At 67.0% G+C, this 12,211-nt stretch carries 20 protein-coding genes; 2 read left to right on the top strand and 18 right to left on the bottom strand.

Features of this window, described 5'->3' with window-relative positions; all coding sequences use genetic code 11:
* The first annotated feature begins 20 nt into the window (after positions 1-20).
* Together O9271_RS11150 and ftcD are read left to right on the top strand one after the other, a co-directional pair.
* The gene (locus O9271_RS11150) at positions 21-836 is read left to right on the top strand and encodes an inositol monophosphatase family protein (RefSeq protein ID WP_298269506.1); all 816 of its coding nucleotides are present in this window, start codon (positions 21-23) and stop codon (positions 834-836) included.
* A 121-nt stretch (positions 837-957) separates the two neighbouring features.
* Positions 958-2,490 carry a glutamate formimidoyltransferase gene (ftcD, locus tag O9271_RS11145; RefSeq protein ID WP_298269503.1) on the top strand — a complete coding sequence of 511 codons (1,533 nt, stop codon included), beginning with the start codon at positions 958-960 and terminating at the stop codon, positions 2,488-2,490.
* 21 nt (positions 2,491-2,511) lie between these two features.
* Here the strand turns inward: ftcD and map are convergent, their stop codons facing one another.
* The 18 genes from map to rplV form a co-directional block, all read right to left on the bottom strand.
* Positions 2,512-3,291 carry a type I methionyl aminopeptidase gene (map, locus tag O9271_RS11140; protein ID WP_298269500.1) on the bottom strand — a complete coding sequence of 260 codons (780 nt, stop codon included), beginning with the start codon at positions 3,289-3,291 and terminating at the stop codon, positions 2,512-2,514.
* Positions 3,291-3,941, bottom strand: a complete 651-nt coding sequence (locus tag O9271_RS11135; RefSeq protein WP_298269497.1) for an adenylate kinase — start codon at positions 3,939-3,941, stop codon at positions 3,291-3,293. Before O9271_RS11135 ends, map begins: the two co-directional genes overlap by 1 nt.
* Positions 3,942-3,950: 9 nt before the next feature.
* Positions 3,951-5,300, bottom strand: a complete 1,350-nt coding sequence (gene secY / locus O9271_RS11130; protein WP_298269495.1) for a preprotein translocase subunit SecY — start codon at positions 5,298-5,300, stop codon at positions 3,951-3,953.
* A 17-nt stretch (positions 5,301-5,317) separates the two neighbouring features.
* Positions 5,318-5,764 carry a 50S ribosomal protein L15 gene (gene rplO, locus O9271_RS11125; protein ID WP_298269643.1) on the bottom strand — a complete coding sequence of 149 codons (447 nt, stop codon included), beginning with the start codon at positions 5,762-5,764 and terminating at the stop codon, positions 5,318-5,320.
* Positions 5,765-5,797: 33 nt separating this feature from the next.
* Positions 5,798-5,974 carry a 50S ribosomal protein L30 gene (rpmD, locus tag O9271_RS11120; RefSeq protein WP_343213904.1) on the bottom strand — a complete coding sequence of 59 codons (177 nt, stop codon included), beginning with the start codon at positions 5,972-5,974 and terminating at the stop codon, positions 5,798-5,800.
* Positions 5,975-6,051: 77 nt separating this feature from the next.
* Complete coding sequence (gene rpsE / locus O9271_RS18465) at positions 6,052-6,834, bottom strand: 30S ribosomal protein S5 (protein ID WP_343213898.1); 783 nt, start codon at positions 6,832-6,834, stop codon at positions 6,052-6,054.
* A 2-nt stretch (positions 6,835-6,836) separates the two neighbouring features.
* A complete protein-coding gene (gene rplR, locus O9271_RS11110) occupies positions 6,837-7,193 on the bottom strand; it encodes a 50S ribosomal protein L18 (RefSeq protein WP_291263154.1) in 357 nt (118 codons plus the stop codon).
* A complete protein-coding gene (gene rplF / locus O9271_RS11105) occupies positions 7,193-7,732 on the bottom strand; it encodes a 50S ribosomal protein L6 (RefSeq protein WP_298269490.1) in 540 nt (179 codons plus the stop codon). The genes rplR and rplF overlap by 1 nt, the downstream gene beginning before the upstream one ends.
* A gap of 14 nt (positions 7,733-7,746) precedes the next feature.
* The gene (gene rpsH / locus O9271_RS11100; protein WP_298269488.1) at positions 7,747-8,148 is read right to left on the bottom strand and encodes a 30S ribosomal protein S8; all 402 of its coding nucleotides are present in this window, start codon (positions 8,146-8,148) and stop codon (positions 7,747-7,749) included.
* A 204-nt stretch (positions 8,149-8,352) separates the two neighbouring features.
* Positions 8,353-8,658, bottom strand: coding sequence for a 30S ribosomal protein S14 (gene rpsN, locus O9271_RS11095; protein WP_298269485.1), 306 nt, complete (start codon positions 8,656-8,658; stop codon positions 8,353-8,355).
* Positions 8,659-8,673: 15 nt separating this feature from the next.
* Complete coding sequence (rplE, locus tag O9271_RS11090; RefSeq protein ID WP_343213903.1) at positions 8,674-9,270, bottom strand: 50S ribosomal protein L5; 597 nt, start codon at positions 9,268-9,270, stop codon at positions 8,674-8,676.
* Positions 9,271-9,461: 191 nt separating this feature from the next.
* Positions 9,462-9,803, bottom strand: a complete 342-nt coding sequence (gene rplX, locus O9271_RS11085) for a 50S ribosomal protein L24 (protein ID WP_343213902.1) — start codon at positions 9,801-9,803, stop codon at positions 9,462-9,464.
* A 64-nt stretch (positions 9,804-9,867) separates the two neighbouring features.
* Positions 9,868-10,236: a 50S ribosomal protein L14 gene (gene rplN / locus O9271_RS11080; protein ID WP_012682372.1), complete on the bottom strand. Its 369-nt coding sequence runs from the start codon at positions 10,234-10,236 to the stop codon at positions 9,868-9,870.
* Positions 10,237-10,248: 12 nt separating this feature from the next.
* A complete protein-coding gene (gene rpsQ / locus O9271_RS11075; RefSeq protein WP_291263159.1) occupies positions 10,249-10,545 on the bottom strand; it encodes a 30S ribosomal protein S17 in 297 nt (98 codons plus the stop codon).
* Positions 10,546-10,559: 14 nt separating this feature from the next.
* A complete protein-coding gene (gene rpmC / locus O9271_RS11070; RefSeq protein WP_291263160.1) occupies positions 10,560-10,763 on the bottom strand; it encodes a 50S ribosomal protein L29 in 204 nt (67 codons plus the stop codon).
* Complete coding sequence (gene rplP / locus O9271_RS11065) at positions 10,753-11,181, bottom strand: 50S ribosomal protein L16 (RefSeq protein ID WP_298269480.1); 429 nt, start codon at positions 11,179-11,181, stop codon at positions 10,753-10,755. Before rplP ends, rpmC begins: the two co-directional genes overlap by 11 nt.
* An 11-nt stretch (positions 11,182-11,192) precedes the next feature.
* Entirely contained in the window at positions 11,193-11,852 is a 660-nt protein-coding gene (gene rpsC / locus O9271_RS11060; protein WP_291263162.1) for a 30S ribosomal protein S3, read from the bottom strand.
* Positions 11,852-12,205 carry a 50S ribosomal protein L22 gene (gene rplV, locus O9271_RS11055; RefSeq protein WP_291164293.1) on the bottom strand — a complete coding sequence of 118 codons (354 nt, stop codon included), beginning with the start codon at positions 12,203-12,205 and terminating at the stop codon, positions 11,852-11,854. The genes rpsC and rplV overlap by 1 nt, the downstream gene beginning before the upstream one ends.
* Positions 12,206-12,211: the final 6 nt, after the last annotated feature.

Genomic DNA, 12,211 nt, shown 5'->3' with positions numbered 1-12,211 from the left:
CCCCTCGCCAGTTTCCACGCATGTCCTCCGCCGACCGTCACCTCTGGCTTGCTGCCGCCACCGCCGCCGCGCAGGTGGCCGCCGATTTCATCGCCCATGAGGCGCGCACCCACCGAGCCATTGCGTGGGAGGCCAAGAGCGCCACCGACTTCGTGAGCCACGTGGACCTGGGGGCCGAGGAGCGCATTCGCGACGTCCTGCTGTCGCAGGTACCCGACTTGCGCGTGGTGGGGGAGGAGTTGAGCAACGACGCCGATCCCGAGACCGGACTGGTGGCCATCGTCGACCCGCTCGACGGCACCACCAACTTCCTTCATGGCTTCCCCAGCTACGGCGTCTCCATCTGCATTGCCCTCGACGGCGTACCGCAGGCGGCCGTCATTCATGACGTCGCGCGCGGCGGTATCTACACGGCCGCGGCGGGTACCGGAGCCCACGTCAACGGGCAGCCCATGCATGTGTCCAGCATCGTGGACCCCGCGCGCGCCCTTATCGGCACCGGCTTCCCCTTTCGCGATGTGTCGTACGCCGAGCGCTACCTTGGCATGATGCGTCGCCTCATGCCGGTGACCGCCGGCATGCGACGCGCCGGCAGCGCCGCGCTGGATCTCACCGACGTGGCCAACGGTCGCTTCGACGGCTTTTGGGAACTGTGGCTCAACCCATGGGACCTGGCCGCCGGTGTGCTCCTCGTGCGCGAAGCGGGCGGCAGGGTCACCGACCTGGATGGCCACGATGCGCGCCTCATCGGCGGCCCCGTCGTGGCGTCCAATGGCGTGTTGCACGACTGGTTTCTCGATATCCTCAACGACCGGACCAGGGCGCCCGCGAACTGATGGGTGTGGCCTGACACCTCCCGCGACCTCGCCGCTCCGCCACGACTCCGCTCCTCCGCTCCTCCGCTCCGGCGCGACTCCGCGCATGCGGTTTCGCCACGACAACCACTGAGCCAGCCCCATGCCCCTCGTCGAGTGCGTCCCCAACTTCTCCGAAGGCCGTGATCCCACCGTCATCGCGGCCATCCGCGATGCCATTGCCACCACCAGCGGTGCGCACGTACTCGATGTGTCCAGCGATCCGTCACACCACCGCACCGTCATCACGTTCGTCGCGACGCTCGAGGCGGCGGTACCGGCAGCGCTGGCGGCCATGCGCGAAGCGCGCGATCGCATCGATCTCACCCGTCATCAGGGGGAGCATCCTCGCATCGGGGCGACCGATGTCGTGCCGTTCATTCCGCTCGATGGCGCCACGATGGACGATTGCATTGCGCTGGCACGCGCGTTGGGGGAGCGGGCCGCGCGTGAACTGGGCATTCCGGTGTACCTGTACGAGCGCGCGGCCACCACGCCCACGCGCGAGAATCTCGCCGACGTGCGTCGGGGGGAGTTCGAGGGGCTGCGTGACGACGTGCGCGCCAACCCGGCCCGCCGGCCCGACTATGGCGAGGCGCAGTTGCACCCCACCGCCGGCGCCACGGCCGTCGGAGCCCGTCCCTTCCTCGTGGCGTACAACGTGTACCTGGGCGACCGGAGCAACCTCCCCGTTGCCAAGGAAGTCGCGAAGGCCATTCGCGGCTCCAGCGGCGGGTTGCGCTACGTGAAGGGACTGGGCATGGAAGTGGACGGCCAGGCCCAGGTGAGCATGAATCTCGTGGATACGGAGAAGACGCCGTTGCATCGGGTCTTCGATTTCGTAAAGACCGAAGCGGCAGCCTACGGCGTGGCGCCCACGTGGAGCGAGATCGTCGGGTTGGTGCCCGAGCGCGTCATCCTCGACGCGGGCGCCCGGCACATCCAGCTGCGCAGCTTCCACAAGGGCATGCTGCTCGAAACGAAAGTGCGGGAAGTCATGAGCGGCGGCGAAACCGTGGACGGCTTCATGTCGAGCGTGGCCGGCCCCACGCCCACGCCCGGCGGCGGGAGTGTGGCCGCGCACGCGGGGGCACTGGGCGCCGCGCTGGCGCAGATGGTCGCCGGGCTGACCATTGGCAAGAAGAAGTACGCGGCCGTGGAGGAGGAGATGAAGCAGCTCGCGCTCCTGGCCACGTCGCTGCGGCGCACGCTCAATGCCCTCGTGGAACGCGATGCGCAGTCATACGAAGCCGTCCGCAGCGCGTACCAGCTCCCCAAGGAGTCCGACGACCAGCAGGCCGCCCGCGCGTCCGCCGTTCGCGAAGCGCTCATTGGGGCCGCCGAAGTGCCGTTGGAAACGGCCCGGACCGCCGTGGAGGTGGGAGCGCTTGCCGCCGCCCTTGCCGAGCGGGGCAACAGTAACGCAGTCAGCGACGCCTGCGTGGGCGCGTTGCTCGCCGAAGCCGCGTGCAAGGGCGCCGTGCTCAACGTGCGCATCAATGTGGCCTCACTCGACCAGGCCGGCGCCGAGCGCGGTGCCGCGCTGGCCAGTGAAGCTCGCAAGTTGCTCGATGCCGCGGCAATGCATGCCCGTATTGCCGAGGCGGCGGCGGAGCGGGCCATGTCTCCCCGGTAACCCCATCGGGGCGGGAGATCGTCAGCCCGGCAGCGTCAGAATGCGCGGTCCGTTCTCGGTGATCGCCACCGTGTGCTCGAAGTGCGCCGAACGCTTGCCATCGGCGGTCACCACGGTCCACTTGTCGCTGAGCGTGCGCGTCTTCGCGGTCCCCACGTTGACCATCGGTTCGATGGCGATCGTGAGCCCCACGCTGAGCTTCTTCCCGCGCTTCGGCTTCCCGTAGTTGGGGATCTGCAGCTCCTCGTGCGGTGAGAAGCCCACGGCGTGTCCGACGAGCTCGCGCACGACCCCAAAGCCCGCCGCCTCCACCACCGTCTGCACGGCGGCGCCGATATCGCCCACGTGATTGTCCGGCGTGGCGGCGGCGATGCCTGCCTCCAGCGACCGCTGCGTCACATCCAGCAGCCGCTGCGTCTCCGCGTCGATCTGCCCCACCGGAATGGTGATCGCCGCGTCGGTGTACATCCCCTCGAGCTTCACGCCGACATCGACCGTCACGATGTCCCCCTCGTTGAGGAGCCGCCTGCGCGAGGGAATCCCGTGCACGATCTCCTCGTTGATGGAGATGCACGCGCTCCCTGGGAATCCGTACAACCCCTTGAACGCGGGTTCGGCGCCGGCGTGCGAGCGGATGAAGCTCTCCACGACCTGGTCGAGCTCGAGGGTGGAGATCCCGGCTCGCACGTGTGCCTTGGCCTGCATGAGCGTGGCGTGCAAAATTGCCCCGCCCCGCGCCATGATGTCGATCTCGCGCGGCGACTTGAGCAACGTCGCCGGCGCGCTGTTCCCAAACGCCATCACGTCAGTCCGAGCGCCGCGTGCACACGCGCTTCGACATCCTCGAGCGAACCGATGGCGTCGACGCGCACCATGTTGGCGCCCTGGGCCGAGTACCAGTCGATGACGGGCGCCGTCTGGTCGCGATAGACCTGCATGCGCTTGCGAATGGCCTCGGGTTCGTCGTCCCTGCGACGCACGAGGGTCCCCTGGGGCGCGTCCCCGTCCACCCCACAGGCTTCGCCGGGCTCACGCCCGAAGAACGGACGCTGGCATACGTCGCAGGTGGTGCGGCCGCTGAGCCGACGCACCAGCTCCTCTTCATCCACCTCGAAGAGCAAGACCGCGTCGAGCGTCCGCCCGAGGGTGGCGAGCGTTTCCGCCAACCCCTCGGCCTGCGGCGTGGTGCGTACGACGCCGTCGAGGATGGCTCCCTTCGCCGCCATGGGCGACGCGAGCGCTTCCTTCATGATCCCCATGATGACCGCATCGGGGACGAGATCGCCGCGATCCATGGCTGCCTTGGCTTCGAGACCAAGTGGAGTGCCGTCACGGACCGCGGCGCGGAGGACATCGCCAGTCGCGATCTTGGGAACGTCAAGGCGAGCGGCTAGCCGCTCGCCTTGTGTTCCCTTGCCCGCGCCTGGAGGTCCAAGCAGGACGATGATCATTGGAGGAGTTTAGAAGCCGCCCTGGGTCGCCTGACGACCGCGGAACTTGACACGACCCTTCTTCATGAAGCCGTCGTACTTGCGGAGCAGCAGGTGCTGCTGCATCTGCGACATGGTATCGAGCGCCACACCAACCACGATCAGCAGCGACGTGCCACCAAAGGCGAAGGGCACGTTCACGAGGCGGGCGATCACGATCGGCATGAGGGCGATGACCGTAAGGAATATCGCGCCCGGCAGCGTGATGCGCTCCACGACCTGCTCGATGTACTCCGCCGTCTTCGCGCCCGGCTTGATCCCCGGCACAAATCCGCCCTGCTTCTTCAGGTTCTCGGCCAGGTCGACCGGATTGAAGATGATGGACGTGTAGAAGTACGTGAACAGCATGATGAGCACGGCCGACAGCACGAAGTAGAGCCACGGATTCGGGCCCTGCGGATTGAAGTACTCCGCGATCTCCTGCAGCTTCGCGTTGCCGCTGAACTGGGCCAGCGCGCCGGGGATGACAATCACCGACTGGGCGAAGATGATCGGCATGACGCCGGCGGTGTTGATGCGCAACGGAATGAAGTTGCGCGCCGCCTCACGCTGTCGGCCCCGCGCCATCGTGCGCTGCGGGATTTGGATGAGCACCCGGCGGGCCGCCACGGTGATCGCCACCACGCCCGCCACCACCGCCACCATGACGATCGCCAACACCACCAGCGTGAGCGGCGACACCGCTCCGGTCGTGACGAAGTTGAAGGACTGGAAGATGGACGGCCACATGCGCTCGACGATCGAAAAGAAGATGATCAGCGAGGCACCGTTGCCCAAACCACGCTCGGTGATCTGCTCGCCCAGCCACATCACGAAGATCGCGCCCGTGGTGAGGAAGAGCATCATCTGCACGGTGAACCACGGGCCGGGCCGCGACACCGCTGCCGGCAACGACGCCGTGAACAGCGCGAAGCCGTATGCCTGGATGAGCGCCAGCACCACGGTGAGGTAGCGGGTGTACTGCGTCAGCTTTTTCCGCCCCTCTTCATCCTTCTGCATCTTGTCCACGTTCGGCAGCACGGCCCCGGCGATCTGGACGAAGATGCTCGCCGAGATGTAGGGCATGATGCCGAGCGCAAACACGGTGGCACGTGAGAGACCACCACCCACGAACATGTCGTAGAGGCCGAGAAGCCCCCCGCCCTGTTGGCGGGTGAAGTAGTCGGTCAGCGCCTGGACGTCGATCCCGGGCGCCGTGATATGCGAGCCGGCGCGATAGATCACCATGCACAGGAACGTGAAGGTGATCTTCGCCCACAGCTCAGGCGTCCGGTAGATGTTGGCGACAGCGTTCGCCGCCGCGTTGTTCTGGTCTGCCATGCGCTGAATGCTCTCCGTCAGCCTTCGACGCGGCCGCCGGCCGCCTCGATCTTCGCCTTGGCGGAGGCGCTGACCTTCACGCCCTTCACCGTCACCGCACGCGAAACTTCACCGTTGGCGAGCAGCTTCGCGGGCCCCTGGCCCTCGCGCATGAGGCCGGCAGCCACCAGCGTTTCCGTCGTCACTTCGTCACCGGCCACCCGCGCCAGATCCGTGAGGCGCACCAGCTGCGCCTCTTCACGAAATGGATTGGTGAAGCCGCGCTTCGGAATGCGACGCGTGATCGGCATCTGGCCGCCTTCGAAATGCGGCTTGCCGCCACCGGGACCGCCATGGCCGGAACGCGCCATGGAGCCCTTGTGACCCTTGCCGGAGGTCTTGCCCAGGCCGGAGCCCGGACCACGACCCACCCGGCGACGCGAGCGGTGCGAGCCCGGCGCCGGCTTCAGGTTGTGCAGACCGATCTGCTCGGTCTTCTCGGCGTCATTCGCCATGGATTACCCCTCCACCGGCGTCACCTGAACCAGGTGACGCACCTTCTTGAGCTGGCCACGCAGCGAGGCGGAATCCTGCTGCACAACCGTCGCCTGATGATGGCGCAGGCCCAGCGCCGCCAGCGTGGCGCGCATGCGCCACGAGTGGCCGATGGCACTGCGCACCTGCGTGATCTGCACCTTGCCATCCGTCGGCTTCTCGAGCTTCGGCGTCTTGGCCGGGCCCTTGGACGGATGCCACACAAACGTACGCGGCATTATGCCACCTCCGCGGCCACCACGGCCGCCTTGCTGGTGCTCACCGTTTCCGTCTTCGACTTCGCCCGCGACTTGTACCCGATCTGCGAGACCTCGATGCCGCGCTCCTTCGCCGCCTGCTCGACGGTGATGAGGTGCGTCAACCCGTCGATCGCCGCCCGCACCATGTTGTGCGGATTGGTCGAGCCGAGCGACTTGGTGAGGATATCGTGGATGCCGGCGCACTCAAGCACCGCGCGCACCGCACCACCGGCAATCACGCCGGCACCGGGAGCGGCCGGCTTCATGAGCACCTTACCGGCGCCATGCTTGCCGACCACCTCGTGCGGGATCGTCGAGCCGGTGAGCGGCACGGCCACCATGCTGCGACGCGCGGCCTCCACGGCCTTGCGGACCGCCTCGGACACTTCGTTCGCCTTGCCGGTGGCATAGCCCACCTTGCCCTGGCCATCGCCCACGGCGACAAGCGCGTTGAACGAGAACCGGCGGCCACCCTTCACGACCTTCGCCACGCGGTTGATCGCAATCACGTTCTCGACCAGATCGCTCTGCTCGCGCTCCTGCTGCGGGCCGCCGCGATCGGGGCCACGGCCACGGCCGTCCCGGCCGCCCTGACCGCCACCTTCGCCACCGGGGCCACGGCCACGGCCGCCGCCCGGGCCACCGCCCGGACCGCCGCGCCCACGACCACCGCCCGGGCCACCACGGCCACGGCCTGCGCCGCCGCCGGGGCCACGTCCACCACGCGCCGGAGCGCCACCCTGATTCTGTGCGTCTGCCATGATCAGAACTCCAGGCCGCCCTCTCGGGCGCCTTCGGCAACGGCCTTCACGCGGCCATGGTACTGGTAACCGGCGCGATCGAAGACCACCTTCGAAATACCCGCCGCCTTCGCCTTCTCCGCCGCCGCCTTGCCTACCGCCAAGGCGCGCTCGGACTTCGTACCGCTCAGCTTCTCGTCGCCGACGGTCAGCAGCGTACGCTGCGCGACGTCGTCCACGATCTGGGCGTAGATGTGCTTGAGCGAACGGAATACTACCAGGCGCGGACGCTCCGGCGTCCCGTTCACTGCCTTGCGCACGCGCAGATGCCGACGCTTGCGCTTCTCCGCGTTCGTACGCGGGATCGCGATCTTCGCCATTACTTGCCTCCGGCCTTACCGGCCTTGCGCCGGATGACTTCGCCCTGGTACTTGACGCCCTTGCCCTTGTAGGGCTCGGGCTTGCGGAAGCTGCGGATCTCGGCGGCCACCTGGCCCACGAGCTCCTTGCTCGCACCTTCGATCACCACCGTGGTGGGATTCGGTGCGGTGATCGACACGCCAGCCGGCGCCTTGTACTCGATCTGGTGCGAGAACCCCAGCGACAGCAGCGCGCCGTAGGGCTTGATCTCGGCCTTGTAGCCGACGCCTGTGATCTCGAGGACCTTCTTGAACCCCGTCGTCACGCCTTCGACCATGTTGGCCACCAGCGTGCGCGTCAGACCGTGCAGCGCCTTGTGGCGCTCCTCATCCGACGGACGCTTCACCTGCATCTCTGCACCTTCGTGCGCCACGATCATCTCGGCCGGGAGCACGCGGGCGAGTTCGCCCTTCGGCCCCTTCACCGTGATGTGGCTGCCGGAGATCGCCACGGTCACGCCGGCCGGAACCGGAATCGGGCGCTTACCAATACGCGACATGTGTATGCGTCTCCTTACCAGACGAGGGCGAGGAGTTCACCGCCGGTATTGGCAGTGCGCGCATCACGGTCGGACATGATGCCCTTCGACGTGCTCAGGATGGCCATGCCGAGGCCGTTGCGGACGCGGGGGATTTCCGACACGCCCACGTACTTCCGCAGACCGGGCGTCGAAATCCGCTTGGCCTGCCGAATGACCGACTGGCCACCGTGCGCGTACTTGAGAATCACCCGCAGCACGCTCTTGCCATCCTCGAGCTCGACCACGCGGTAGTCCTGCACGAAGGAGTTTTCCTTGAGGATGCGCGCGATCTCGATCTTGATCTTCGAGACCGGCATGTCGACGCGGCGGTGCCGGGAGGCACACGCGTTGCGAAGCCGCGTCAGCATGTCGGCAATAGGGTCGTTCAGGCTCATGCTCTGATATGTCTCCTAGGGTATCCGCCGCCGAGGCGGACCGGTAGGAAGTGAAAGAATGGGCGAGCTCCGGGAACGGCGCGCCGCGCCCCGCGGGGGGAGCCTTGCAATCTCACCCCGCCTGGCCCGTACGCCAAGCCCACAGCTCGAATTGAACCAGCAGGTCGGCGACGCCCCCAAGGGGACGCCACCGCCGTTCTGCTGTTACCAGCTCGCCTTGCGCACGCCGGGGATCAGGCCATTGAGGGCCATGTCCCGGAGCGCAATGCGGCTCAGCCCGAAGTGCCGCAGGTAGGCGCGGGGGCGGCCGCTCATGCTGCAGCGGTTACGCACACGCGTTGCCGACGAATTCCGCGGCATCTTGTGCAGCGCGTTTACCGCGGCCTGCACCTCCTCCGGCGTGCTCTTGGGGCTGCTGATCACGGCCTTCAGGGCCGCGCGCTTCTGGGCAAACCGCTCCACCAGCTCCTTGCGCTGGGCGTTGCGGGCCAGCTTGCTCGTCTTCGCCATCTGCTCTCGTCTCGGTTAGGCCGCGCTCGGCTGCGCCACTTTCGGCGTCACCGGCTTGTCGTCGCCACGGAACGGCATGCCCAGCTGGTGCAGCAGCGCAAATGCGTGCGCATCCTTCTCGGCCGTCGTCACAAACGTGATGTCCATGCCGTGCACCTGCTCGACCATGTCGTAGTTGATCTCCGGGAAGATCAGCTGCTCCTTGATGCCGAGCGTGTAGTTGCCACGGCCGTCGAACGACTTCGTGCCCAGACCGCGGAAGTCGCGGATACGCGGGCACGCCACCGTCACGAAGCGGTCGAGGAACTCCCACATGCGCGCGCCACGCATGGTCACGGAGGCGCCGATCTCCTGCCCTTCACGCAGGCCGAAGTTCGCCACCGACTTCTTCGCCTTGCGGCGCACCGGCTTCTGGCCGGTGATCAGCGCGAGCTCTTCCACCACCACGTCGAGCAGCTTCGGCTGCTTTACGGCCTCACCCACGCCGCAGTTGATCACGATCTTGGTGAGCGTCGGGATCTGGTGCGGGTTCGTGAACCCGAACTGCGTGGCCAGCTGCGCACGCACGGTCTGCTCGTAGTACGCCTTCAGTCGCGGCGCGGCCACCGGCAAACCGGCGCCCGCATGATCACGCTTCGTGAAGTCGACCGCCGCGCGTCCCTGACCCGCCTGCTTGCCGGCCTTGCCGCCCTTCTGACCGGCGCCGCCCTTCGCGCCGCCGACCTTGGCCCCGCCCTTCGCTCCACCCTTGGCGCCACCCTTGGCTGCGCCCTTTTCCTTCGTCGCCATGTCCAGTTACTCCGTCAGCGCGCGCGGGGAATGACTTCACCGCTCTTCACGCCGATGCGCTCCTTCGTGCCGTCCTTGTCGAGCCGGGCGCGAACCCGAGTCGGCTTGCCGGTCTTCGAATCGAGCAGCATGACGTTCGACGCATGGAAGGGCGCCGGCATCTCCACGATGCCGCTCGTCTCCTCCGCCGTGCGCGCCTTGCGGTGCTTCTTCACGATATTGATCCCTTCCACCTTGATGCGGCCCGTCTTGGGGTACACCTGGAGAACCTTCCCCTCCTTCCCCTTGTCGTCGCCGCGCATCACGCGGACGGTGTCACCCTTGGTGACGTGGATCGCTTCGCGCGACGCCTTCAGGGCGTGACGCGCGGCGCCGAGGCGCTGCCCGCGATCCGTCTTGTAGTACACGTTCTTCCGCATCTCAGAGCACCTCGGGCGCCAGCGAGACGATCTTCATGTAGCGCTTCTCGCGAAGCTCGCGCGCCACGGGGCCGAAGATACGCGTCGCCTTCGGCTCGCCGTTGTCGTTGATGATCACGACCGCGTTCTCGTCGAAGCGGATATACGAACCGTCCTTGCGGCGCGTCTCCTTGACCGTGCGCACCACCACGGCCTTCGCCACATCGGACTTCTTCACCGTGCCGTTCGGCAGGGCATCCTTCACCGCCACGATCACGCGGTCACCCAACCCCGCATACCGCCGGCGCGTCCCGCCCAGCACGCGGATCACCAGGGCACGCTTCGCACCGCTGTTGTCCGCCACCTTCACTACCGATTCCTGCTGAATCATCGTCGTCTCCCCTTAGCGCGCGCGTTCGACGATCTCGACCACGCGCCACCGCTTGTCCTTCGACAAGGGCCGGGTCTCCATGATGCGCACCGTGTCGCCGACCTTCGCCGAGTTCTCCTCGTCGTGAGCCTTCAGCTTGCGGGTCTTCGTCACCATCTTGCCGTACTGCGGGTGCGGCATGCGGCGGTCGATTCGCACGACCACCGTCTTCTCCATCTTGTCGCTCACCACCAGTCCGACGCGCACCTTGCGCGCCGTGCGGTCGGGGGCGCCGTTCTGCGCGGCGCTCGCGTTCTTCGTCTCAGCCATCAGTCGTATCTCGGTTAGCGGCCACGGCCGGCGAGCTGGCGCTCGCGCTGCACCGTCTTGAGGCGCGCGATGTCCCTGCGGATGCTGCGCAACCGCAGCGGCTCTTCCAGCGCTTCGGTGCCACTGCGGAAACGGAGGCGGAAACGCTCCTCCTCCAGCTCCGCAATGCGGGACACGAGCTCGTCGTCAGCCAGTCCGCGGATCTCTTCAGCCTTCATTGGTCACCGCCTCCTCGCGTGCGACGAACTTGGTCTTCACGCCGAGCTTCGCGGCGGCCAGGGCCATCGCCGTCTCGGCGAGTTCCCGTGTCACCCCCTCGATCTCGAACATCACTCGGCCCGGCTTCACCACCGCCACCCACAACTCCGGCGATCCCTTGCCCTTGCCCATGCGGGTTTCCGCCGGCTTCTTCGTGATCGGCTTGTCCGGGAAAATGCGGATCCAAACCTTGCCACCACGCTTGATGTGACGCGTCATCGCAACGCGGCACGCTTCGATCTGCCGGCTCGTCACCCACCCCGGCTCCAGCGCCTGGAGGCCGAACGTGCCGAACGAGAGATCGCTCCCCCGGTACGCCAGGCCGGTCGTGCGGCCCTTGAACATCTTGCGGAACTTGACCCGCTTCGGACTCAGCATCTCTCAGTTCCTCAGTTGCCGGTCGAGTAGGTCTTGCCGCGACGATCTTCCACGATCTCGCCCTTGAAGATCCACACCTTCACACCAATGGTGCCGTAGGTGGTCTTCGCGGTGCTCGTCGCGTAGTCGATGTCGGCGCGCAGCGTGTGAAGGGGCACCCGGCCCTCCATGTACCCTTCCACGCGCGCGATCTCGGCGCCACCGAGGCGGCCGCCGGCCTTCACCTTGATCCCCAGCGCACCCATGCGCATCGCGCTCTGCACCGCGCGCTTGAGGGCGCGGCGGAACGAAATGCGCTGCGACAGCTGCGCGGCGATGTTGTCGGCGACCAGCTGCGCCTCCACCTCGGGGCGCTTGATCTCTTCGACGTTGATGCCGACTTCCTTCCCCGTCAGCTGAGCGAGCTCGTCACGCAGCTTGTCGACTTCCGCGCCCTTCTTCCCGATCACCACGCCCGGACGCCCCGTGTGGACGGTCACCACGACCTTCCCCGGCTTGCGCTCGATCGTCACGTCGGCAATCGCCGCGTTGTCCAGACGCGCCTTCAGGTACTTGCGCAGCAGCGCGTCTTCCTTCAACAGCGCCGGCATCTCCTTCTTGGCATACCACGTCGAACGCCAGTTCTTCGTGACGCCGAGGCGGAAGCCGATCGGATTGGTCTTTTGTCCCATTAGCGCACCGCCTCCGTCACGACGATCTCCACGTGGCTCGTCCGCTTCAGCATCGGCGTCGCACGGCCCATGGCCGCCGGCGTCCAACGCTTGAGCTTCGGCCCCTCGTTCACGATGGCCTTCGTGATCACCAGCGCGTCGACATCGAGCGACGTGTTGGCGGCACGGGCCGCTTGTTCCGCGTTCGCCACGGCACTGTTGAGCGTCTTCTCGATCTGCTCAGCCGCGTGCTTCTTCGAAAACTTCAGCAGTGCCAGCGCGTCGTTCACGCGCTGACCCCGGATCTGGTCGATCACCAGGCGCATCTTGTACGGCGACTGCCGCGTGGTGCGCTGGATGGCCCGCGCCTCGATGCCGGC

Origin of the sequence: Gemmatimonas sp. (assembly GCF_027531815.1) — a bacterium.
GTDB lineage: Bacteria > Gemmatimonadota > Gemmatimonadetes > Gemmatimonadales > Gemmatimonadaceae > Gemmatimonas.
Note: the sequence above shows the minus strand (reverse complement) of the source record. Positions and strands in the feature narration are given on the sequence as shown.

What these genes read in the sequence shown, in the direction of transcription:
- O9271_RS11150 (WP_298269506.1), top strand. Translation starts at nt 21, where the DNA reads ATGTCCTCCGCCGACCGTCACCTCTGGCTTGCTGCCGCCACCGCCGCC.
- ftcD (WP_298269503.1), top strand. Translation starts at nt 958, where the DNA reads ATGCCCCTCGTCGAGTGCGTCCCCAACTTCTCCGAAGGCCGTGATCCC.
- map (WP_298269500.1), bottom strand. Translation starts at nt 3,291, where the DNA reads ATGGCGTTTGGGAACAGCGCGCCGGCGACGTTGCTCAAGTCGCCGCGC.
- O9271_RS11135 (WP_298269497.1), bottom strand. Translation starts at nt 3,941, where the DNA reads ATGATCATCGTCCTGCTTGGACCTCCAGGCGCGGGCAAGGGAACACAA.
- secY (WP_298269495.1), bottom strand. Translation starts at nt 5,300, where the DNA reads ATGGCAGACCAGAACAACGCGGCGGCGAACGCTGTCGCCAACATCTAC.
- rpsE (WP_343213898.1), bottom strand. Translation starts at nt 6,834, where the DNA reads ATGGCAGACGCACAGAATCAGGGTGGCGCTCCGGCGCGTGGTGGACGT.
- rplR (WP_291263154.1), bottom strand. Translation starts at nt 7,193, where the DNA reads ATGGCGAAGATCGCGATCCCGCGTACGAACGCGGAGAAGCGCAAGCGT.
- rplF (WP_298269490.1), bottom strand. Translation starts at nt 7,732, where the DNA reads ATGTCGCGTATTGGTAAGCGCCCGATTCCGGTTCCGGCCGGCGTGACC.
- rpsH (WP_298269488.1), bottom strand. Translation starts at nt 8,148, where the DNA reads ATGAGCCTGAACGACCCTATTGCCGACATGCTGACGCGGCTTCGCAAC.
- rpsN (WP_298269485.1), bottom strand. Translation starts at nt 8,658, where the DNA reads ATGGCGAAGACGAGCAAGCTGGCCCGCAACGCCCAGCGCAAGGAGCTG.
- rplN (WP_012682372.1), bottom strand. Translation starts at nt 10,236, where the DNA reads ATGATTCAGCAGGAATCGGTAGTGAAGGTGGCGGACAACAGCGGTGCG.
- rpsQ (WP_291263159.1), bottom strand. Translation starts at nt 10,545, where the DNA reads ATGGCTGAGACGAAGAACGCGAGCGCCGCGCAGAACGGCGCCCCCGAC.
- rpmC (WP_291263160.1), bottom strand. Translation starts at nt 10,763, where the DNA reads ATGAAGGCTGAAGAGATCCGCGGACTGGCTGACGACGAGCTCGTGTCC.
- rplP (WP_298269480.1), bottom strand. Translation starts at nt 11,181, where the DNA reads ATGCTGAGTCCGAAGCGGGTCAAGTTCCGCAAGATGTTCAAGGGCCGC.
- rpsC (WP_291263162.1), bottom strand. Translation starts at nt 11,852, where the DNA reads ATGGGACAAAAGACCAATCCGATCGGCTTCCGCCTCGGCGTCACGAAG.